The organism is Micromonospora sp. NPDC051006 (genome assembly GCF_044456245.1).
Classification (GTDB): Bacteria; Actinomycetota; Actinomycetes; order Mycobacteriales; family Micromonosporaceae; genus Micromonospora.
In genome coordinates, this window is record NZ_JBITFP010000004.1 from 105267 (window position 1) to 126399 (window position 21133).

The window sequence follows — 21133 nt, forward strand, 5'->3', positions numbered from 1 at the left end:
TGCGGCTGCTCGACCTCGCCGTCTCCTGATGTCGGGTCTCGTCGCCGCTCAGCGGGACACGGCGAGGCTCGGTGCGGTGGACGGCGACTGGCCGGAGTCCGCCGCGGTGGTGGTGGGGCTGTTCGGGGTGATCCGGAGCCACACCGCCGCGCCGGCTGCGATGCCGAGGGCGAGGAACTCGTTGCGCGTGAGGGTGACGGCGACGTCCTGGCCGGCCGCGGTGGTGACGTCGACCCGGATCTCGAAGCCGATGCGGGTGACCCGGGTGACCCGGGCGGGAACGTCGGTCGGATCCGGGTCGCCGGTGCGGATCTGGAGGTCGTGCGGGCGCACCAGCTGGTCGCCGAGCTGCGTCACCGGGCCGAGGAAGCGCATGACGAACTCGTTGGCCGGGTTGTCGTACAGCTCGTCGGGTGACCCGATCTGCTCCACCCGGCCCTCGTTGATCACCACGATCTCGTCGGCGACCTCCAGCGCCTCCTCCTGGTCGTGGGTGACGAAGACCGTGGTGACCTGCACCTCGTCGTGCAGCCGGCGCAGCCAGTCGCGCAGCTCCTTGCGAACTTTGGCGTCCAGGGCGCCGAACGGCTCGTCGAGCAGCAGCACCGTCGGCTCGACGGCGAGCGCGCGGGCCAGGGCCATGCGTTGACGCTGGCCGCCGGAGAGCTGCGACGGTAGCCGGTCGGCGAACTGCTCCAGGTGCACCAGCGCGAGCAGTTCGTCGACGCGCTGACGGATCTCGTCCTTGCCGCGCTTGCGGATCTCCAGTCCGAAGGCGACGTTGCGCCGCACCGACAGGTGCTTGAACGCCGCGTAGTGCTGGAACACGAAGCCGACGTTGCGCTTCTGGGGTGCGAGGTTGGTGGCGTCGACTCCGTCGATCTCGACCCGTCCGCTGTCCGCCCGCTCCAGCCCGGCGATGATGCGCAGCAGGGTGGACTTCCCGCCGCCGGACGGGCCGAGCAACGCGGTGAGCTGACCTGCCGGGATGCTCACCGACACGTCGTCGAGCGCGACGAATCCGCCGAACCGTTTGCCGACACTGGCGATCTCGATACTCAACGGGCTTCCTTTGGCCTGATGGCGGATACGACGATGATGGCGGCCACCGCGACGAGGGCGAGGAGGAAGGCGGTGGCGTACGCGCCGCCCTTGTCGAAGTTCAGGTACTTCTCCTCGACCACGAGCGTGGCGGTGCGGGTCTGACCCAGCACGTTGCCGGACACGACCTTGACCGCGCCGAACTCGCCCAACGACCGGGCGAGGCTCAGCACGACCCCGTAGATCACGCCCCACTTGATCGAGGGCAGGGTGATCCGGCGGAAGGTCTGCAGTGCGTTGGCGCCGAGGCTGCGGGCGGCCTGCTCCTGCTCGTCGCCGACCTCCTGCAGGACCGGCACGACTTCCCGGATGACCAGTGGCAGCGCCACGAACACCGTGGCCATCACCATGCCCGGCACGGCGAAGATGATCTGCAGCCCGGCCGCCTCGAGCGAGGGCCCGAACCAGCCGTTGCGGCCGCCGTAGACCAGCGCGAGGGCGAGGCCGACGACGATGGGGGAGACCGACAGCGGCATGTCCAGCAGCGCGTTGAGCAGCCGCTTGCCCGGGAACTCGTAGCGGACGAGCAGAATCGACACGCCGACGCCGAAGACCGTGTTGATCACGACGGCGACGAGCGCGATGACCACGGTGAGCCGCAGCGCGTGCACCACGTCGGGGTCGGTGAGGATGATGTTCAGGTCGGTGAAACCGGCCGCGAACGCGTTGCGCCCGACGAGGTAGAGCGGCCACGCGACGAGGAGGAACAGGTAGGCGGTGACCACCAGCCGCAGCAGATGGCGGCCGGGGCCGCGCCGGCCGGCCCGGGTGGCGAGGGAACGGTCAGCCACGGCGCACCACCCTCCGCTGGATCACGTCGAGCACGACGATGACGGCGAGCGAGATGGCGAGCAGCACGACGGCGACCGCCGCCGCGCCGTCCGGGTTGTCGTTCTCGATGCTGCTCAGGATGCGCACCGACGCCACCTCGGTACGCATGGGCAGGTTGCCGGAGAGCAGGACCAGTGAGCCGTACTCGCTGACTCCGCGGGCGAAGGAGAGCGCTGCGCCCGCCGCGACGGCCGGGGTGAGGCTCGGCAGGATGATCCGCCGGAAGGTGGTGAGCCGGCTCGCGCCCAGCGAGGCCGCCGCCTCCTCCACCTCCGGGTCGAGTTCGGCCAGCACCGGCTGCACGGTGCGCACGATGAACGGCAGCGTCACGAACAGGAAGGCGAGGAACACGGCGACGCGGGTGTTGGCGATGTCGATCCCGAGTGGGCTGCCCGGGCCGTACAACGACAGCAGCACCAGGCCGGCCACGATCGTCGGCAGCGCGAACGGGATGTCGATGAGGATCTCCAGCAGCCGCTTGCCGAAGAACCGGTCGCGTACCAGCACCCAGGCGATCAGAGTGCCCATCACGACGTTGACCAGCGTCACGAGGAACGCGGTGCCGACGGTGAGGCGGATCGCGGCGGCGGTCTGCTCGTTGGTCACCGTCTCCCAGAACGAGTTCCAGCCGCCCTGCGACGCGGTCACGACCACGGCGGCCAGCGGGATGAGCACCAGCAGGCTGAACCACAGCATCGCCACCCCGAGCCCGAGGCCGGAGACCCGGCTCAGCGGTAGGCCGGCCCGGGCCGACCGGCGGGTGTCCGCCGGCCGGCCCGGAGCGAGTGCCGTCGAGCTCACTTCGCCTTCCCGGAGGCCGCGATGACCCTGGTGACGATGCCGTCCTTCTCGTCGAAGAACTTCTTGGACAGCTCGGACCAGCTGCCGAAGTCCTTCTCCACGGTGAGGAGCTTCTGCGGCGCCGGGAACGGGTTGTCGGGATCGATCGCGCCCTTGACCCCGGTGGTCTCGACGCCGTCGATGATCGGGCGGAAGCCGGTCAGCGCGAACTGGCGCTGGCCCTGCGGGCCCAGGACGAAGTCGAGCCACTCCTTCGCCTTCGGGTTCGCGTTCTTCAGGACCGCGCCCGGGTTCTCGATCAGGATGGTCGTCGCGGGCAGCACCCAGTCGAGTTCCTCGCCGTTCTGCCGGGCGAGGATCGTCTCGTTCTCGTACGCGAGCAGGACGTCGCCGGTGCCACCGAGGAAGGCGGTCGTGGCGTCGCGGCCGCTGTTGGGCAGCGCCACCACGTTCGCGAAGAGCTTGGTCAGGAACTCCTCGCCCTGCGCGTCGCTGCCGCCGTTGGCGGTGACGTGTCCCCAGGCGGCGAGCGCGTTCCAACGGGCGGCGCCGGACGAGCCGGGGTTCGGCGTGACGATCCCGATGCCCGGCTTGATCAGGTCGTCCCAGCTCTGGATGTTCTTCGGGTTCCCCTTGCGTACGGCCAGCACGACGACCGACGACGAGACGATGCCCTTGTTGGGGCCGTCGTCCCAGCTCTGCTCGACCAGACCGGCGTCGACCAGCCGGGTCACGTCACTCGTGACGGAGAAGTGGACGTAGTCGGCCTTGAGGCCGGAGACCACCGCCCGGCTCTGGTCACCCGAGGCGCCGTACGAGGTCTGGAACCGGACCCCCTTGCCGGCGTCGGTCTTGTTCCACTGCGCGGCGATCGCCTTGTTCGCCGCCTCGGGCACCGCGTAGCCGACGATGCTCAGCGTCGTCGCGTCGCCCGCCGACGCCCCACCCCCGCAGGCCGACAGTGCCAGCCCGGCCACGAGCGCGAGAGCGACGGTCGCCCTACCTCTGTGCTTCATGGGGAACCCAACCTCCTTTGGCGCGTCTCCGCGCAGAACGAAATTGCCAACGACGACGGCTGCTCGTGGCTGGCCCCGAGCAGGTCGGCGAGAGTGACGTTGTCGACGATGTCCGCGACGGACCGGTGCACCGCCCCCCACAACTCACCCAGTCCCGCGGCGACACCCTGGTAGGTGGCGGCGTCCACGGAGAGACCTCGGACCGTGGTGATCGCCCCGTTGGTGGCGCGCAGCACGTCGCCCACCGTGACCTCTTCCGGTCCACGGGTGAGGCAGTAGCCACCGTCGGCGCCCCGAAGGCTGTGCAGCAGGCCGGCGCGGCGCAGGTCGAGCAGGATGTTCCGCAGGAATGGGGGGAGGGATGTCCTGGCTGGCGGCCAGCGTCGCCGCCTTCACGATCTCCGGGTGCCGCGCCGCCACCGCGAGCATCGCCCGCATGGCGTAGTCGGTCCGCGCCGAGACGTACAGGGCCCGCCCCCCGTTCTCGATGTATCCTACCTGACATGTAGGAATAGTGGCCTAGGCGTGCCGACCCGTCAATAGCGGTTCGGAGGAGCCGGCCACGTCCGCGCGGCCACCCCGGGCCGCGACCTCGCCGGTGATGCTGCGGGCGTCGCCGGTGGCCCGAGTCATGGCGCGGACATGAGTGGCCGGGCGTCGCGTGGGTACCTGACCGTCATGGATCTGGAAGCGGAGAAGTGGCAGACGCTGGCCGAGCGCCATCGACAGTGCTCCGACGACCCCCGTCGGTGCCGGGACTGCCAGGCCTACTGGCCCTGCGCCTACCGCCTGCGCGCCGACCGCGAGCTGTGCGACACCGCATTGCGTTAGCCGCGCCTGCTTGAGGCGGAGGAACCTGGGGTACCAGGAACGTATGTCGAGTGTCGGGCAACTCGTCGGAGACCGTTACCGCCTCACCGGTCGAATCGCCGGCGGCGGCATGGGCGACGTGTGGCGAGCCGTCGACGAGACGCTGAAGCGGCCGGTCGCCGTCAAGATGCTGCACCCCCGGCTGGTCACCGACATCGGCTTCAGTGAACGGTTCCGCCGGGAGGCCCGGGCGATGGCGTCGTTGCGCCACCCGGGTATCGCGGAGATCTACGACTACGGCGAGACGTCCGGGCCCGAGACACCGCGTCTCGCCTACATCGTGATGGAGCTGGTTCAGGGCCAGCCGCTGTCGCAGCGGATCACCGAGGCCGGCCGCCTCGACACGGCCGAGACGATGTCGGTCGCGGCGCAGACCGCCCGCGCCCTGCAGGCCGCACACGACGTCGGCATGGTCCACCGTGACGTCAAGCCCAGCAATCTGATCATCGAACCCGACGGGCACGTCGTGCTGGTCGATTTCGGCGTGGCCGTGCTGCCGGAGGCGGCGAGCCTGACCGCCGCGAACCAGGTCGTCGGCACCGCCCTCTACATGGCACCGGAGCAGGTGTCCAGGAACGAGACGACCCCCGCGATCGACATCTACGCCCTGGGTGCCGTTGTCTACCAGTGCCTCACCGGCCGGCCCCCGTACCAGGGGGACAACCCGCTGGCCGTCGCCCTGCGTCACCTCGAAGACGACCCGCCGCCGCTGCCCGACGACGTTCCGGCCGAGGCTCGCGACCTGGTGGCCACCGCCATGGCGAAAGAGCCCACCGATCGATATCCGACGGCGGCGGCGATGGCCACCGCGGCGCAGGCCCTCGTGGGCTCGTCCGACCCGCAGGTCACCGCCCCGCTCGCGGCAGCGCCAGTGCGGGCGGCGGTGACGGAACGGGCCGACCCGCAGCCGGCCGGCGTCGCCCCCGCCGGCGTCGCCCGTCGAGGGCGGACGGTGGCCATGGTGCTCCTCGGATCGCTGGCCGCGCTGGTCGCCGTCCTGGCGTTCGCTGACCCGACGGGATTGATGCCCGGACCGGGTGGGCGGCCGACGGAGTCACCGTCGACGACACCGGCCAGCGGGAAACCCAGCCCGGGGGCCGGTGGCGCCGAGCCGGCGGTGAGCAGGTCAGCCGATGGGCCGGGTCAGGCGCCCGGGTCGACCGCTCGTACGCCCGACGATCCGGCATCCGCCACCCCCTCGCAGCGACCCGAGCCCTCCGGTGACAGCACCGGCGGCGGCGCGCCGAGTCCCACCGGATCGGCGGGCAACAGCCAGGAACCGACCGCGTCGCCGACGAACAGTGCGACGGCCGGACCAACGTCGACGGTGGCGTCGACGGTCGGCGCGCGTGGCGGGCGTCCGGGCCAGCCGGCGGTGGAGCAGACGCCCCGATGAGCCCGATCGGGTGGGCTCCATCCCCACGGCCGATCCACCCGCAGGAACGGCGGTCGCCGGATCGTCAGGGGGCGCGTCGCGCCCCGGCGAGGTCGGCCACTTCTCGTGCCGCCGCTTCCAGTGCCGCCCTCGTGTATCCCGGTGTCGGGCCCGGTCCGGGTCGGGCCGACGAGTTGCGCCTCAGCGCAGCGACCGCGTGACCGTAACAACCGAGGCGCACGGTGTCGTCGTCGAGCACGCGGATCAGGTCGCGGGGCCCCTCGCACGGCTCGTCATGCCCGGCCGCCGGGGCGCATTGGCAGCGCTGCTCCTGCCAGGCCTCGATGTCCCTGGCGGTGGGGGCCGCCGCCTGCTGCGCCTCCCGGCTCCCGGCGAGGTCGAGCACGAACTGCGGGCCGTCGTCGCCCACCGCGAGGTCGCGTCCACCCACCCGCTGACACAGCAGCCAGGTCACGTCGTCCGTGCCGTGGAAGTTCGGGTCCAGCCGCCGCTCGGCAGCCCGGCCCGGGACCAGCGGATGGGTCGCGAACCAGACGTGCGGCCGTACCGCGACCGGCTGGCGATCCTTTCCGCCGGCGGCCGACGTCACGCTGACGCTGCCGCCGAAGGTGTAGTCGACATCGCTCCACTCGGCGGTCCGTTGCAACGTCACCGGAGGATCGCCGACGCGGCGGGCGCGTAGCTCGTCCAGCAGGTCTGCCAGGTCTCGGTGGAACGTGGCCGTGACCGCGTTTGCGTAGATCCACACCGTGGGCCTCCCGGGCTCCGTCACACCGCCGGACAACGACCATTGTCCAACTCCCCGCCACCGCTAAGCGGTGACCCGGCTGGGGTCGAGGTCGACGACCCGGTCGGCCCAGCGGCTCATCAGGGCCTGGTCGTGGGTGATGACCAGGACCCCGGCGTGCTGGGCGCGCTGGTAGTCGGCGATGACCGCGGCGACGTGGGCCTGCGTGGACGCGTCGAGCATCGCCGTGGCCTCGTCACAGAGCAGGTAGTCGGGCCGGTGGACGAGGGCCCGGGCCAGGCACGTTGCAGTTGCCCGTCGGAGACCGCGTGCGGCCGGCGGGGGAGCAGATCCGAGGTGAGGCCCACGAGTTCGGCGACCCGCTCGCGGACCGCCGGCTCGGCTGCTCGGGTGGCGCGTAGCGGTTCGGCGATCAGGTCGGCCAGGCTCACGTCGTGGCCGCTGCGGCGCGGGCGCGACGCGCGGTCCACGCACCGACCACCAGGTCCAGGGCGAGAAAGCCCAGCAGTGTCACCCCGAACAGCGGCAACGCCCATCCCACGGCGAAGACCACCGGCACGCCGAGCGCGATGCCCCAGCCCGGCAGACGCTGCCAGGCGCCTCGGACGGGCGCGGTACCCACCGGGGCCCGCCGGTCGGTGCGGGTAGGCCGCCGCTGCCACCACATCCGGTAACCCCAGACGACCACGCAGAGCAGCCCGACCGCGAGGGCGGCGAGCAGGATCTGGTTGACCGGCCCGAACAACAGCCCCATGTGCGCCTGGACTCCCAGGCTGCTGAGCTGCGCCAACAGTGGCCAGGACGCGAAATCGCTACGAGCGGTCACGCTGGCGGTGCCCGGGTCGACGGCCACCCGGTCCTTGCGCACCGGCCACGAGTTGTCGACCTGGGTGACCGCCCAGGCCGACTGCGCGTCGGCGGGGGGCGTGATCTCGACCGGGCCGTGCAGTCCGGCGCCCCGGGCGATCGCGAGGACCGAGTCGGTGAGTGCGGGGTCGACCGGGGTCGGGTCGCTCGCGGCGGTCGTGCCGCCACCGTGGTGGCCGGTCCCGCCCGTTGGCCCGGCGGCGCCCGGCAGGGCGGTGGACAGCTCCGGGCTCCGCGAGTTCAACGCGTCCAGGCCCGCGCCGAAGTTCTCACCCGCGTAGCGGGACCAGGTCAACCCCGTCGCCGCCAGGAACAGCAGACCGACCGCCAACCACAACCCGGTCGCCGCGTGCCAGCCGCGCGTGCGGCGCACCCCGCGACGGGCGGCCAGGTCAGGACGGACGAGCCGGCGCAGCCGGCCGACCCCCGAACCCTGCCGACGCCACCAGAGAACGACCCCACCGAGGACCAGAACCCAGAGCCAACTGGCGGCGATCTCCGAGTAGTGACGGCCCACCACGCCGAGATGCAGGTTGCGGTGCAGGTCGTCCAGCCAGGTCGTCACCGGCGTCGACCCGAACCAGGTGGTCAGCGTTCCCTTCACCTGGCCGGTGTAGGGGTCCACGAAGACGGTGTGCTGGTCCTCGCCCAGCCCCGGCACGTCGAAGACGACCCGCGTGGTCGTACCCCCCTCGCCGGGTGCCACGGTTGCCAGCGTCCCCTGCGGGTGGCTGGCCCGCGCCGCGGCCACCTGCTCGGCCAACGGACGCGCCGGCCCAGCGACCTCGTCGACCCGCAACTGCTCGCCGTAGATCACCCGGTCCAGCTGCGGGGTGACGGTGTAGGCCAGCCCGGTCAGCGCCGCGACCACCAGGAACGGGGCGACCAGAATTCCGGCGTAGAAGTGGATGCGCAGCAGCAGCCCGGACCAGCTCCGGCTGTCGGCAGCCGGGGCCGGGGGCCGGGAAGCCGGTGCCGAGCGTCTGTCTGTCGTGGTGGTCATGCGGACCGTCCGATCTCCTCCGGGACAGGGCGTCGACAGCGGTAGTCGGACGATGTCGTCGATCAGTTCCCGCTCGTTCGCCTGCGCTGTCCGGAAATGACCGTTCGGGGGAGACCGGGAACTAGTTCGCGGTCCCGTCCGACTGACACACGACGGCCGGACCCGCCGGCCTCCCCATGACCCGAAGAACGAGGACGAGCGCCATGAATCGGTCCCTGCTCGCGCGCCTGGCCGCCATAGCCGCCTGCGCGGCGGCCCTCACTGTCGCGGTCGCCAGTCCGGCGTCCGCGCACGTCACGGTCAACCCGGGCACCGCCACGCAGGGCGGCTGGATGAAAGTCTCGTTCCGCGTGCCCAATGAGAAGGACAGTGCGGACACGACGAAGGTGGAGGTGAACCTGCCGACCGCCACCCCGATCGCCTCGGTGTCGCTCAGGCCGGTTGCCGGCTGGACGGCCACCACCGAGACGACGAAACTGACCACGCCGATCAAGAACCATGACGGCGAGATCACCGAAGCGGTCAGCAGGATCACCTGGACCGCCAGCCCCGGCGCCGTGATCAAGCCGAAGCAGTTCCAGGAGTTCGAGGTGTCCCTCGGGCCGCTGCCGGAGGCCGACCAACTGGTGTTCAAGGCGTTGCAGACGTACTCCGACGGCGACATCGTCCGCTGGATCGACGAGCCCACCCCGGGCCAGGAGCCGGAGCATCCCGCACCGGTGCTCAAGCTCACCGCCGCCGACACCGAGCCCGCCGCCGGCTCGGCCCAACCGGTCCCCGCCGCGGCGACGTCAGCCGAGGACAGCGGCGACAGCGGCACCGGGAGCGTCTACGGGATCGTCGGTATCCTGCTCGGCCTCGCCGGGCTCGTCGCCGGTCTGCTCGCCTACCGGCGCGCGGCACAGGCCCGCTGAGCCTCGTCGATGCCGGCCGGCCGCAGCGGCCGGCCGGCATCCGATCATCCGCGTCGGCCGGGACGGTCGTCCCGGCCGCGCCTGTGCGCCGCCGGTCACGACGGCGCGATGCTCAGCCGGCCCGCCCCCGCGGCGACGCCTGGCCGGCGTTCAGGGCCACCACGAGGTCCTCCCGGGCCCGGGCGACCCGGGAGCGGATCGTGCCGACCGGACAGCCGCACACCTCCGCGGCCTCGGCGTACGAGAGACCGGTGATCTGCGTGGCGACGAATGCCTCCCGCCGGTCGGCGTCGATGGTCAGCAGAACACCCTCGAGCGCGACCATCCCGTCGAACCCGCCGCCGGTGTCCGCCAGGTCGTGCCGCTCAGACAACGGCACGGTCCGCGGGCGGGAGGTGGCGGCCCGGATCTGGTCGACCACCACGCGCCGGGCGATGCCGAGCAGCCACGTCCGTGCCGACGCGCGCGCGGCGAACGTCGGCAACGACCGCAGCGCCCGCAGGTACGTTTCCTGAGTCAGGTCGTCAGCCTCGCCCGGGCTCGCCAGGTGACCGACGAAGCGCCACACCTGGTGCTGGGTCGCCTGGATGAACCGGGTGGCCGCCTCCCGGTCGCCTCGTCCCGCGGCGAGCGCCCACGCCGTCACCGCGGCATCGTCGTCCGTGGTGTCGCCACGGGCTCGCTTCAGCAGACCGGACGCCAGGACGCCGCTACCCACCGGCGCCGCCGGCCTGCGTCGCAATGATCGCTCGCATGCAGCAGTAGTCGGACCGGAGAGCGGGAAAGTTCCGAGCTCCGCCGAGAAGTCCGATAGAGAATCTTCGCTTCCCGGAAGACCCGGACCGGCGGGCCGGTCAGCGCAGTCCCGCGAACAGGTCGTCCTCGGGTAGCGGCGCGCCCGTGCTGTCGCGGACCCGGACGAAGGTCTCCATGCCCATCAGCTCGGTGAACCGCTCCCTGCCGAGTTGCAGGAAGAAGATGTTCTCGGTCTGGCTGGCGTGCGTGGCCAACGCGTCGAACTTCTGCGCGCCGTAGCTGGTGGTGTCCACCCAGGTGCTGATCTCGTCGTCGGGCAGGCCCAGTTGCGGTTCCGCCTCCGCCTCCGCCGCGTCCGGCTCGGCCCACTCGACGCCGAGCTCCTTCATGACCCGCCCGAACTCGGCGAACGCGGTACGCGGCACGGTGGTCCAGTACACCTTCGCGGGGATGTCCGTCTTCTCGACGGCCGCCATGGTGATCCGGTGGGCCTGGATGTGGTCCGGGTGCCCGTAGAAGCCGTTCTCGTCATAGGTGACGACGACGTCCGGTCGGTACTGCCGAATCAGCTCGGCCAGCCGGTCGGCCGCCTCCGCCACCGGCGTGTTCCAGAACGCGTCGGGCAGGTCGTTGGTCGGCCAGCCCATCATCCCGGAGTCGGCGTAGCCGAGCGTCTCCAGGTGGGTGACCTTTAACGCCGCGCAGCTGGCTTCCAGCTCGCTCTGGCGCATCGCCACCACGGCGGCCGGGTCGTGCCCCGGGTCGCCCGGCTTGACCCCGCCGGGGCCGTCGCCACAACGACCGTCGGTGCAGGTCACCAGCACCGTCGTGATCCCCTCGGCCGCGTAGCGGGCAAGGACGCCACCCGTGCTCGTCGCCTCGTCGTCGGGGTGGGCGTGCACCGCCATCAGGGTCAGAGATCGCTCAGCCATGCCATCACCCTACGAGGGTCGTCGTGACGGCGAGGGCTCGAGGCCGGGGGAGCGGGTCATCCTGGTTTGCCCACTTCCCTCGGGGTGGCTAGTTGTGAAATCGTTGCCACATGCGCCTGACGGACCGCGTGTGCGTGCACCACGACACCTGCAACGTCTACCTGATCATCAGCGGGTCGGACGCCATCGCCATCGACTTCGGCTCGGGCGCCGTCCTTGATCATCTCGCCGACTACGGGGTCGAGCGGATCACCGACGTACTCATGACGCACCACCACCGGGACCAGGGCCAGGGCCTGGCTCGCGCGGCGGGCGCCGGGGCGCGCATCTGGGTGCCGTCGTCGGAGCGTGACCTCTTCGCCAAGGTCGGCACGCACTGGCGGACGCGGACCATCGACAACAACTACGACCTGCGGCAGGACCGCTTCTCGCTGCTGGAGGACGTGCCGGTGCATGGCGTGGTGCCGGAGTACCGGCCGGTCCGGTTCGGCGGCGTCACCCTCGTGGCCCTGCCCACGCCCGGCCACACGTTGGGCTCGGTCAGCTACCTGGCGGAGCTGGACGGGCGGCGGATGGCGTTCACCGGCGACCTGCTGCACGGGCCCGGCACGGTCTGGTCGGTGTCGGCGCTGCAGTGGAGTTACAGCGGCCTGGAAGGCGCGGCCGCCTCGGTGCTGTCGCTGGATCTGCTCGCCGACCGCGACCCCGAGCTGATCCTGCCCTCGCACGGCCGTCCGATCACCGACCCGTTGCCCGCGCTCGCACAGACCCGACGCAACCTGCAGGCGCTGGTGGACTTCCGGCGCGACGAACCCTGGGACCTGACCGCCCGGCTTCGGCAGCCGTACGAGGAGATCTCACCGCACCTGCTGCGCAACCGCACGTCCTTCGCGACCAGCTACGCGCTGCTCTCCGACTCCGGTGCGGCGCTGCTGATCGACTACGGCTTCGACATGATCGCCGGCCTGCCCACCGGCAGCGACCGGTCGTCACGCCGGCCATGGCTCGCATCGCTCGACGCGCTGAAGCGCTCGTACGGCATCGATCGGATCGAGGTGGCCGTGCCCACCCACTACCACGACGACCACGTGGCCGGATTCGACCTGTTGCACGAGGTGGAGGGCACCCGCATCTGGGCGGCGGACTCGATCGCGCCGATCCTGCGCGACCCGCTCCGGTACGACCTGCCCTGCCTCTGGTACGACCCGCTGCCGGTCGACCGGGTGGTGCCCACTGGTGTTCCGGTGCGGTGGCACGAGTACGAGCTGACCATGTGGCCCCTACCGGGCCACACCCTGTACGCCGTGGCGATCGCGTTCCAGGTCGACGGCAACACCGTGGTGGCCACCGGCGACCAACAGGACGGCGGCTGGGTGGACGGGGAGCGTACCGAGGTGCTCAATTTCCAGTACCGCAACCGCTTCCGCATCGACGACTTCGTCGACTCGGCGCTGCTCTACCGCCAGCTGGCGCCAGATCTCATGATCAGCGGACACTGGGCGCCCCGCCGAGTGGACGACGCCTACCTGGACATGCTGCTCACCAAGGGTGAGGAGCTGGCCCGGCTGCACCGGGCGCTGCTGCCGCTCGACGAGGTCGACTTCGGCGCGGAGGGCTTCGGGGCGCGGATCCTGCCGTACCGCTCGACGGTGACCGGCGGGGAGCCGGTGCAGTTGGAGGTGGAGGTCCGCAACCCGTTCCGGCGCCGGTGCGGGCTGCGCGTCGACCTGGTGGTGCCGGCCGGCTGGCAGGTGTCGCCCGGGCAGCGCGCAGTCGAGGTCGACGCGCTCGGTGAGGCCTGCGTACGGTTCGACGTCGTGCCGCCGCCCGGCCTGGCGCGGCGCAGGGCCCGGGTGGCGGCGAACCTCACCGCCGGCGACCGGAACTTCGGCCAGCAGGCCGAGGCGCTCGTGGACGTGCGATGAGCGCCGAGGTCGCCGTGGTGGAGACGCCCGGACAACTGGAGATCCGTACCCCGCACTACACCGCCCGGATCGACCGCCGGCGGCTGCTGGCCGACGTCACGGCGGCGGACGGAGGGTCCTGGGGACGACTGCGACTGCTCTCCTCCGTGCACGCGCTGGACGGGCCGGACGAGACGATCCGGGTCGAGGCGATCGCGCACGAGCGCCACGACGATCTGGTGCGACTGACCATCACCTGCACCAGTACCCGCTGGTCCGGGCGCACCCAGGTCGTGGAGTTCCACCCCAACCAGATCACCTTCGCCGCGACCGTGCACGGCCACGGCCGGATCACCACCGTGCACCTGCTCGGCGGCGCGCGCCTGCCGCAGGGGATGCTGCCCAGCGGCGCCGCCCACCAGACCGTCTTCTCACCCAACCCCGACCACCCGTGGCGCATCGCCAGACCGGCGGCCGAGCCGGCGGTGATCAGCGCGAACGGAGAGGGCGGCGAACCCGGGGTGGGCCGCTGGCTGTTCACGCCGGCGCCGACGTGCTTCGGTCTGTCCCGCCAGCCCGTCGACGACGAACGGCACCTGCCCGCGGGGCCCTGGCTGATGGTCGGGCTGGCGGCACGGCGGCGCACCTTCGTGGAGTTCGGCTACGACCCGACCCCGGGCGGGTTCAGCCTGCGTTGTGAGTACCAGGGCCACACCACGGTCGACGGCACGTTCACCACCCCGACGGTGCTGCTGCTCTTCGGGGCGGCGGATCCGTACGAGGGGCTGAGCCGGTACCGGGCGGAACTCGTCGCGCGTGGCCTGGCGGCGCCGGCCACCGGGCGCCCGCTGGCCGACCACTGGCGTCAGCCGATCTTCTGCGGTTGGGGCGCGCAGTGTGCGCTGGCCGGCGAGAACGGCTCGCCCGCGCCGGAGATGTCCCGCCAGGAGCTGTACGAGGATCTCCTCGACATGCTGGCCCGTAACGGAGTCGTACCGGGCACGATCGTAATCGACGACAAGTGGCAGGCGCAGTACGCGACCTGCCGGTCCGACCCGCTGAAGTGGCCTGACCTGGCTGGCTTCATCGCGGCCCGGCACGCCGCGGGACAACGGGTGCTGCTCTGGTGGAAGGCGTGGGACCCGGAAGGCGCTCCCGACGACGCGTGCGTGCGCGATCCCGACGGGGTCCCGGTGGCGCTCGACCCGGAGAGCCCGCTCGGCCGGTCGATCATCCAGGACGCCGTCCGCCACATGCTTGACCCCGACGGGCTCAACGCCGACGGCCTCAAGATTGATTTCACCGGGCGCACACCGTCCGGTACGGCCCTGCGCCACGCCGGCCCGTCGTGGGGCTTCGACCTGTTGCACGAACTCCTCGGGGTCGCCTACCGGACCGCCAAGCAGGTCAAACCGGACTCGCTGATCGTCACGCACACCCCGGATCCGGGCTTCCTCGACGTCACCGACATGATCCGGCTCAACGACGTGCTGCACCTCGACCATCCGGTGGGGCGGACACCGCCGCCGGGCGATCCCGGGTCCGCGGTCGTGGCGCAGATGACCTACCGGGCCCGGGTGGTGCAGGCCGCCTGCCCGGAGCTGCCGATCGACACCGACGGCTGGTGCCTGCCCGGCCAGGCCGACCTGGTGGCGTACGCCGCCGCCGCGCCGGCGTTGGGCGTGCCGGCGCTCTACTACGGGGATCGGATGGATCTGGACCCTGACCTGCTCACCCCGGCGACCTGGTCGGCGATCGAGACTGCCTGGGCCGGCTATCGCGTGACGCACGGCCTGGTCCCGCCGCATAGAATTCCGTCTCATGGCGCGGATACCTGAGGACGGTGGCGGCGGGTCTCCGCGGGAGGCCGGATCCCGTCCACGCAAGCGCCAGCGTCAGCGCCCAACGATTCAGGACCTGGCTCGCGCCGCGGGCATCTCGCCGTCCACCGCCTCGCGCGCCCTGAGCGGCAACGGCTACGTCGCCGCCGACGTGCGCGCCCGGGTGCTCGCAGCCGCCGAACAGATCGGCTACGTCCCCGACGGCAACGCCCGAGCGTTGCGCAACCGCACCAGTCGGGCGGTGGGGGTGTTGATCTCCGACATCCGCAACCCGTTCTACGCCAACCTCGCGGCCGGCATCGAAGAGCAACTCCGCGCGGCCGGCTATCACGTGATCGTGGTCAACAACGACGGCCAGGCGGAGGCCGAGGTGGAGGGCGCGCGGACCTTCCTGGCGGTACGGGTGTCGGCGGCGATCGTCACGCCGGTGTCCGGGCGGGCGGTGCGGATGTTGATGGACGACGGGGTCGCGGTCGTACAGGCGGACCGGATGGTGGACGGGCTGACCTCCGACGGTGTCCTGGTCGACAACGTCCAGGGTGCGCAGGAAATCACCAGTCACCTGGTCGACCTCGGGCACACCAACATCGCGCTGCTCATCGACGAGACCGACTGGACAACCGGCGCCGGCCGCCTGGCCGGCTACCGTGCCGCGCTTCGCGCCGCCCGGCTGCCGATGGATCCAACCCTGGTGGTGCCGACCAGGTTCCAGCCGGACGCGGCGCGCGACGCGGTCAACGCTCTGCTGGACCGGCGTCCCGACGTCACCGCCCTCTTCGCCGCGAACAACATGCTCGCCGAGGGTGCGTTCCAGGCGTTGCAGAGGCGTGGGCTGCGGGTGCCCGACGATCTGTCGCTGGTCGCCTTCGACGATGTGCCGTGGATGTCCATGGTCTCGCCCGGGATCACCACTGTGGACCAGCACACCGACGACCTCGGCCGCACCTGCGCCCAGTTGGTCATCGACCGCCTCGGTGGATCCGCGCCCACCCTGGCGACGGTACGGCATATCGAGCCCTCGGTTGTCATCCGCGGCTCGACCGCGGCCCCGCGCGGTGTTCGCATCCAGGGCGCGGACAGCGGATTGCGTCCGGGCGCCACCGCGCCCTCGCCGCGCTGACTCGCGCACGTAACACTGCCGCAACCAACCCTTGACAGTTCCTGCGGGACCGCCATATGTTGCAGATCACTGTGGTAACGATGCCACATTCGATGTCCCGGGCCCGGCCGCCGGGTGACCACGGCTCCGCCGACGCGGTGAAGCCCAGGTCACCACGGGGTCCACGCGTGCCTGTCTCGGACATCCGCCGTCTTTGAGGAGTGACGCATGACGATCACCCGGCGGGGTCTTCTGGCCGGTTCGGTAGGGGCTCTCGCGCTCGGCGCGACGAGCGCCTGCGGCGGTGTCAGCCGGAGTGGAAACGACACCGGCAGCGGCGACAAGGGCGACACCGGCTCCTTGTCGACCCAGGGCTTCGGCAAGCCAGACGATGTGGGGCAGGCGCGTATCGACGCGTTCAAGAGCGCCTACCCGAACGTGCAGCTCGCCATCAACGAGGGCGACTTCGATCCGCAGCAGTTCCTGTCCGCGGTGGCCAGCGGCAACGCCCCGTCGCTGGTGTATCTCAACCGCGACCTGGTCGGCAGCTACGCGGCGCAGGGCGCCATCCAACCCCTGGACGACCACCTCGCCTCTGCCGGGATCAAGACCGGTGACTACCGCGAGGCCGCGATCAAGGAGGTGACGATCGACGGCAAGGTCTACGGGGTCCCGGAGTTCTACAACACCCGCAACATCCTCGTGAACGGCAAGGCGCTGCAGGACGCCGGGCTCACCCTGGCCGACGTGAGCACCACCGACTGGAACAAGCTGCACACCGTCGCCACGAAGCTGTACAAGGCCAGCGGTGGCGGGATCGCCCGGATCGGGTTCGACCCGAAGCTCCCCGAGTTCCTACCCCTCTGGGCGAAGGCCAACGGCGCGGACCTGGTGAACGCCGACGGTTCGCCGAACCTCGACGACCCGAGGATCATCGAGGCGCTGACGTACGCGCTGAGCCTGATCAACGAGCAGGGCGGCTGGTCGAAATTCAAGGCGTTCCGCGACACCTGGGACCTCTTCGGAGCCGGCAACCAGTTCGTGAAGAACCAGGCGGGCGCGTTCCCCTGGGAGGGCTGGTACGTCAACGTCCTCGTCCAGTCCTCGCCGAAGCTCGACCTGCAGTCGGTCCCGTTCACCGACAAGCAGGGCACGCCGATCAGCTTCGAGAACGGCAGCGCGTGGTGCCTGCCGAAGGGTGCCAAGAACCCGGCCGCGGCGATCAACTGGATGAAGGTCATGACCAGCACCGACACCTGGCTGAAGGCCGGCGCCGCCCGGCAGGCCACGGTGGAGAAGAACAACTCCATCTTCACCGGCCTCTTCACCGCCAACCCCTCGGCGGACGATCAGATCAAGGCCAAGTACGTCAAGCCCGGCCAGACCGGATTCCACAAGGCCATCGAGAACTACTACGCGTCCACCGGCTATGCGTTCGCCATTCCCGGTTCCAAGGCCGGCAGTGAGATCAAGGCGGCCTGGCAGGACGCGGTGAACCGGGCCCTCGCCGGCCAGCAGAAGCCCGACGCGGCGATGAAGCAGGCGCAGGCGGACGCGAGCAAGGCATTCAGCGCGGCGAAGTGATGGCCGTGACAACCGCGAACGTGGCCACCCGGAAGCTGCTTCCGGGTGGCGCACGCCCAACCAGAAACTGGCGGGAGATCCGCGCCGCCTACGGCTTCATCTCACTGTGGATCATCGGGTTCCTGGTGTTCACCCTCGGCCCGATGATCGCCAGCCTCGTGCTGTCGTTCACCGACTACAACGCGATCGACGCCCCGGAGGGCGTGGGCCTGGCGAACTACCGCGAGCTCGTCACGGACCCGAAGGTTGCCAAGTCCCTCGGCAACACGCTCATCTACGCGGTGCTGTACGTGCCGTCGTCGATGGTGGTGGCGCTGCTCCTCGCCATGGTGCTCAACCGGGTCGGGCGGGCGTCGGGCTTCTTCCGGACCGTCTTCTACCTGCCCGTGATGACCCCGACGGTCGCCGTGGGCGCGCTGTTCCTGCTGCTGCTCAACGGTCAGGAGGGCCTGCTCAACCGCACGCTACGCCTGATCGGGATCACCGGGCCCAACTGGACGACCGACACCAACTGGGTCAAGCCCGGTCTGGTCATCACCATGCTGTGGAGCCTCGGCGGGACCGTGGTCATCTACCTTGCGGCGCTGCGTCAGGTGCCGAAGGACCTCTACGAGGCCGCCGAGATGGACGGCGCGAACGCGTGGACGAAGTTCCGAAAGGTGACGGTGCCGATGATCAGCGGTGCGCTCTTCTTCACCCTGATCGTGCAGACGATCTCCGCACTGCAGATGTTCGACCAGGCGTACACCATGTTCTTCGGCGCCCAGCAGAACAGCACCTACTCCAACGAGGCCGCGCTGTTCTACGTGATCTACCTGTTCCAGCAGGCCTTCCGGTTCCTGCACATGGGATACGCCTCGGCGCTGGCCTGGCTGCTGTTCCTGATCATTCTGATCATCACCGCCGTGCAGGTACGGGTCTCGCGCCGGTTCGTCTACTACGAAGGCGAGAAGGACTGAGATGAGTACATCGCCTCCCGGCCTGACGGCCGTCCCCACCACGGGCGGCCCGGGCCACGAACGGACCGAAGGCAGTCGGCCGGCTTCCGGCAGGCGTGACGAGCGCTGGTGGAGACGAGCGCCGTACCTGATCGTGCTCGGCCTCGCCAGCGTGGTGTTCACGTACCCCTTCGTCTGGCTGATCAGCGCCTCGCTCAAACCGCGTACCGAGGTGTTCGACAACGCCCTGATCCCGCACACCCTGCGTCTGGAGAACTTCGCCGACGTCTGGGACTACGCGCCCGTGCTGACCTGGGTGGGCAACAGCGCGGTGGTGGGGCTCGCCGCGGCCACGACGGTCACCATCAGCAGCGCGCTGGTGGCGTTCGGCTTCGCGTACTTCCGCTTCCCTGGGCGCAACGTGTTGTTCGGGCTCGTGCTCGCGACGATGATGCTGCCGCAGGCGGTCACCATGATCCCGGTCTACCTGATCTGGAACAAGCTCGGCCTGACCGGAACGCAGGTGCCGCTGTGGGCGCAGAACATCTTCGGCTCGGCGTTCTACATCTTCCTGCTGCGCCAGTTCTTCCTCGGCCTGCCCCGTGAGCTGTTCGAGGCGGCTCGCGTCGACGGCTCCAGCTTCTTCGGGCTCTTCTGGCGCATCGCACTGCCGCTCGCCCGGCCGGCGCTGGCGATCGTCTTCGTATTCGAGATCCAGGCGAGCTGGAACGACCTGATCCGGCCCCTGATCTACCTGCAGGAGACATCGCTGTTCACCGTGCCCCGCGGCCTCAAGGCGGTCATCGACACCTTCGGCAACGGCGGCGAACAACATTGGGAGATCGTCATGGCGGCGAGCCTGATCGCCACCCTACCCATGATCATTATCTTCGCCGTGGCTCAGCGGCACATCATCGAGGGCATCGCGACCCAGGGCCGGAAGGGCTGAGGCCAGGTGCCCTTCCGTGACCACGTCCTCGCCCTCGACATCGGCGGCACCAAGCTCGCCGCCGGGGTCGTCAGCCGCACCGGCGAGGTCCGTTCATTCGTCCGCACACCCACGAGAGTCGAGGAGGGGCCGGACAAGGTCATCGAGCGGCTGCTGGACCTCGGGCACGAGGCGCTGGCCGCCGCCGGGCACGGTCAGGCCGAGATGGCCGCGATCGGTATCGGCTGCGGCGGCCCGCTCGATCCGGTGACCGGGCGGGTGCAGGGCCCGCCCGGGCTGCCGTACTGGGACGACGTGCCCATCGTCGACCTCGTCGCCGCCGCCTACAACCGTCCGGCCTTCTTGGAGAACGACGGCACCGCCGCTGTACTGGGGGAGTACCGCTTCGGGCCCTGGCGCGACGTGGCGCACATGCTCTACCTGACCGTGTCCACCGGCGTGGGTGGCGGCCTGATCCTCGACGGGCAGGTCTACCGGGGCGCGGCCGGCAACGGCGGCGAGTTCGGCCACGTCGTCATCGACTGGAACGGCCGGGTCTGCGGCTGCGGGCAGCGGGGCTGCATCGAGGCGTACGCCTCGGGCAGCTCGATCGCACGGCGGGCGGGCGAGGCGTTGAGCACCGGTGCGGCGTCGTCCATGCGGGGCCTCGACGTGGTGACCGCCGAAACCGTGTCGTCGCACGCCCGGCAGGGCGACCCGCTCGCCCGCCACCTCTGGGACGAGACCACCGCCGCGCTGGGCCGCGCCATCGCGGTCATGATCAACGTGGTGGAGCCGCAACTCGTCGTCCTCGGCGGCGGAGTCACCCGCGCCGGCGACGACCTCCTGCTACCGGTACGCCGCGCCGCACTCACCCAGGCCATGCGACCAGCCGGGGCCGCGGCCCGGGTGGAGCTGTCGTCGCACGGCGACACCGTCGGCGTCGTCGGCGCGGCGGCATCGGCCCTTCTCTACCTCGACGATGGAGCAGCCGCATGATCCCCGATGACCACTCTCCCCTCGTCCAGCACCTGGACGAACACCTCACCGTGATCGAGTCGGTCCGCAAGCTCCTCCCCGACCTGGAATCCCTGGGGGAGGAGGTGAACGCCCGCCTGGATCGTGGTGGCATCCTCTACTCCTTCGGCAACGGCGGGTCGGCCGCCGACGCCCAGCACCTGGTCGGCGAGCTCATCGGCCGGTACTGCCGCGAGCGGCGACCGCTGCCCGCGGTGGCGGTGTCCACCGATCCGACCGTCACGACCTGCATCGGCAACGACTACTCCTTTGACGACGTGTTCGCCCGGCAGGTCGCCGCGTTGGCCCGCCCCGGCGACGTGGTGGTGGCCTTCACCAGCAGCGGCCGTTCGCCCAACGTCGTCGCGGGCCTGCGCGCGGGCCAGAACGCCGGGGCGTTGACGGTCCTGTTCACCGGGCAGCCCGACACGGGCGGCGGGCCGGCCGCCCGGTACGCCGACCGCGTGCTCGCGGTGGCCTCCGAGCGCACCGCCCGGGTACAGGAGGCGCACGTTCTGCTCCTGCACCTGCTCAGCGAGCACATCGACCGCTGGGCCGCCGCGACCGCCTGACCCGATCGGCGACGC

General features: G+C 70.7%; 21 protein-coding genes. 11 read left to right on the forward strand and 10 right to left on the reverse strand.

Features of this window, described 5'->3' with window-relative positions:
- Positions 1-48 precede the first annotated feature (48 nt).
- Genes ACIBBA_RS09180 through ACIBBA_RS09200 form a run of 5 tightly spaced genes read right to left on the reverse strand, consistent with a single transcriptional unit; the run spans position 49 to position 4096 of the window.
- On the reverse strand, positions 49-1062 hold the full coding sequence (locus ACIBBA_RS09180) for a sulfate/molybdate ABC transporter ATP-binding protein (protein WP_396695353.1): 1014 nt from the start codon (positions 1060-1062) through the stop codon (positions 49-51).
- Positions 1059-1892 carry a sulfate ABC transporter permease gene (locus ACIBBA_RS09185; RefSeq protein ID WP_396695355.1) on the reverse strand — a complete coding sequence of 278 codons (834 nt, stop codon included), beginning with the start codon at positions 1890-1892 and terminating at the stop codon, positions 1059-1061. The genes ACIBBA_RS09180 and ACIBBA_RS09185 overlap by 4 nt, the downstream gene beginning before the upstream one ends.
- Positions 1885-2733, reverse strand: a complete 849-nt coding sequence (gene cysT / locus ACIBBA_RS09190; protein WP_396695357.1) for a sulfate ABC transporter permease subunit CysT — start codon at positions 2731-2733, stop codon at positions 1885-1887. The genes ACIBBA_RS09185 and cysT overlap by 8 nt, the downstream gene beginning before the upstream one ends.
- The gene (locus tag ACIBBA_RS09195; RefSeq protein ID WP_396695359.1) at positions 2730-3749 is read right to left on the reverse strand and encodes a sulfate ABC transporter substrate-binding protein; all 1020 of its coding nucleotides are present in this window, start codon (positions 3747-3749) and stop codon (positions 2730-2732) included. The genes cysT and ACIBBA_RS09195 overlap by 4 nt, the downstream gene beginning before the upstream one ends.
- Positions 3746-4096 (reverse strand): RrF2 family transcriptional regulator, encoded by a 351-nt coding sequence (locus ACIBBA_RS09200; protein ID WP_396695928.1) that lies wholly within the window; start codon positions 4094-4096, stop codon positions 3746-3748. The genes ACIBBA_RS09195 and ACIBBA_RS09200 overlap by 4 nt, the downstream gene beginning before the upstream one ends.
- Before the next feature lie 331 nt (positions 4097-4427).
- On the opposite strand from ACIBBA_RS09200, the gene ACIBBA_RS09205 reads away from it, so the two are divergent.
- Complete coding sequence (locus ACIBBA_RS09205) at positions 4428-4580, forward strand: hypothetical protein (protein WP_396695361.1); 153 nt, start codon at positions 4428-4430, stop codon at positions 4578-4580.
- A 43-nt stretch (positions 4581-4623) separates the two neighbouring features.
- Positions 4624-6015 (forward strand): protein kinase, encoded by a 1392-nt coding sequence (locus tag ACIBBA_RS09210; protein WP_396695363.1) that lies wholly within the window; start codon positions 4624-4626, stop codon positions 6013-6015.
- 64 nt (positions 6016-6079) lie between these two features.
- On the opposite strand, the gene ACIBBA_RS09215 is transcribed toward ACIBBA_RS09210, so the two are convergent.
- The 3 genes from ACIBBA_RS09215 to ACIBBA_RS09225 all read right to left on the reverse strand — a co-directional run bounded on the left by ACIBBA_RS09215 (position 6080) and on the right by ACIBBA_RS09225 (position 8633).
- Positions 6080-6763 carry a hypothetical protein gene (locus tag ACIBBA_RS09215; RefSeq protein WP_396695365.1) on the reverse strand — a complete coding sequence of 228 codons (684 nt, stop codon included), beginning with the start codon at positions 6761-6763 and terminating at the stop codon, positions 6080-6082.
- Between the two features lie 63 nt (positions 6764-6826).
- Positions 6827-6985: a hypothetical protein gene (locus tag ACIBBA_RS09220; protein WP_396695367.1), complete on the reverse strand. Its 159-nt coding sequence runs from the start codon at positions 6983-6985 to the stop codon at positions 6827-6829.
- Positions 6986-7190: 205 nt separating this feature from the next.
- A complete protein-coding gene (locus ACIBBA_RS09225; protein ID WP_396695369.1) occupies positions 7191-8633 on the reverse strand; it encodes a PepSY-associated TM helix domain-containing protein in 1443 nt (480 codons plus the stop codon).
- A 203-nt stretch (positions 8634-8836) separates the two neighbouring features.
- On the opposite strand from ACIBBA_RS09225, the gene ACIBBA_RS09230 reads away from it, so the two are divergent.
- Positions 8837-9547: a YcnI family protein gene (locus ACIBBA_RS09230; protein WP_396695371.1), complete on the forward strand. Its 711-nt coding sequence runs from the start codon at positions 8837-8839 to the stop codon at positions 9545-9547.
- Between the two features lie 112 nt (positions 9548-9659).
- Here the strand turns inward: ACIBBA_RS09230 and ACIBBA_RS09235 are convergent, their stop codons facing one another.
- Entirely contained in the window at positions 9660-10235 is a 576-nt protein-coding gene (locus ACIBBA_RS09235) for a sigma factor (RefSeq protein ID WP_396695930.1), read from the reverse strand.
- Positions 10236-10401: 166 nt separating this feature from the next.
- A complete protein-coding gene (locus ACIBBA_RS09240; protein WP_396695373.1) occupies positions 10402-11235 on the reverse strand; it encodes a PIG-L family deacetylase in 834 nt (277 codons plus the stop codon).
- A gap of 110 nt (positions 11236-11345) precedes the next feature.
- On the opposite strand from ACIBBA_RS09240, the gene ACIBBA_RS09245 reads away from it, so the two are divergent.
- The 8 genes from ACIBBA_RS09245 to ACIBBA_RS09280 all read left to right on the forward strand — a co-directional run bounded on the left by ACIBBA_RS09245 (position 11346) and on the right by ACIBBA_RS09280 (position 21118).
- Complete coding sequence (locus tag ACIBBA_RS09245; RefSeq protein ID WP_396695374.1) at positions 11346-13160, forward strand: MBL fold metallo-hydrolase; 1815 nt, start codon at positions 11346-11348, stop codon at positions 13158-13160.
- Entirely contained in the window at positions 13157-14977 is a 1821-nt protein-coding gene (locus ACIBBA_RS09250) for a hypothetical protein (protein ID WP_396695376.1), read from the forward strand. The genes ACIBBA_RS09245 and ACIBBA_RS09250 overlap by 4 nt, the downstream gene beginning before the upstream one ends.
- Positions 14961-16100: a LacI family DNA-binding transcriptional regulator gene (locus ACIBBA_RS09255; RefSeq protein WP_396695378.1), complete on the forward strand. Its 1140-nt coding sequence runs from the start codon at positions 14961-14963 to the stop codon at positions 16098-16100. Before ACIBBA_RS09250 ends, ACIBBA_RS09255 begins: the two co-directional genes overlap by 17 nt.
- A 207-nt stretch (positions 16101-16307) precedes the next feature.
- Positions 16308-17663 (forward strand): ABC transporter substrate-binding protein, encoded by a 1356-nt coding sequence (locus ACIBBA_RS09260; protein ID WP_396695380.1) that lies wholly within the window; start codon positions 16308-16310, stop codon positions 17661-17663.
- Positions 17663-18622: a carbohydrate ABC transporter permease gene (locus ACIBBA_RS09265; protein ID WP_396695382.1), complete on the forward strand. Its 960-nt coding sequence runs from the start codon at positions 17663-17665 to the stop codon at positions 18620-18622. The genes ACIBBA_RS09260 and ACIBBA_RS09265 overlap by 1 nt, the downstream gene beginning before the upstream one ends.
- A gap of 1 nt (position 18623) precedes the next feature.
- On the forward strand, positions 18624-19550 hold the full coding sequence (locus ACIBBA_RS09270; protein ID WP_350873913.1) for a carbohydrate ABC transporter permease: 927 nt from the start codon (positions 18624-18626) through the stop codon (positions 19548-19550).
- 6 nt (positions 19551-19556) lie between these two features.
- Positions 19557-20528 carry an ROK family protein gene (locus ACIBBA_RS09275; RefSeq protein ID WP_396695384.1) on the forward strand — a complete coding sequence of 324 codons (972 nt, stop codon included), beginning with the start codon at positions 19557-19559 and terminating at the stop codon, positions 20526-20528.
- Complete coding sequence (locus ACIBBA_RS09280; protein ID WP_357054467.1) at positions 20525-21118, forward strand: SIS domain-containing protein; 594 nt, start codon at positions 20525-20527, stop codon at positions 21116-21118. The genes ACIBBA_RS09275 and ACIBBA_RS09280 overlap by 4 nt, the downstream gene beginning before the upstream one ends.
- Positions 21119-21133 lie beyond the last annotated feature (15 nt).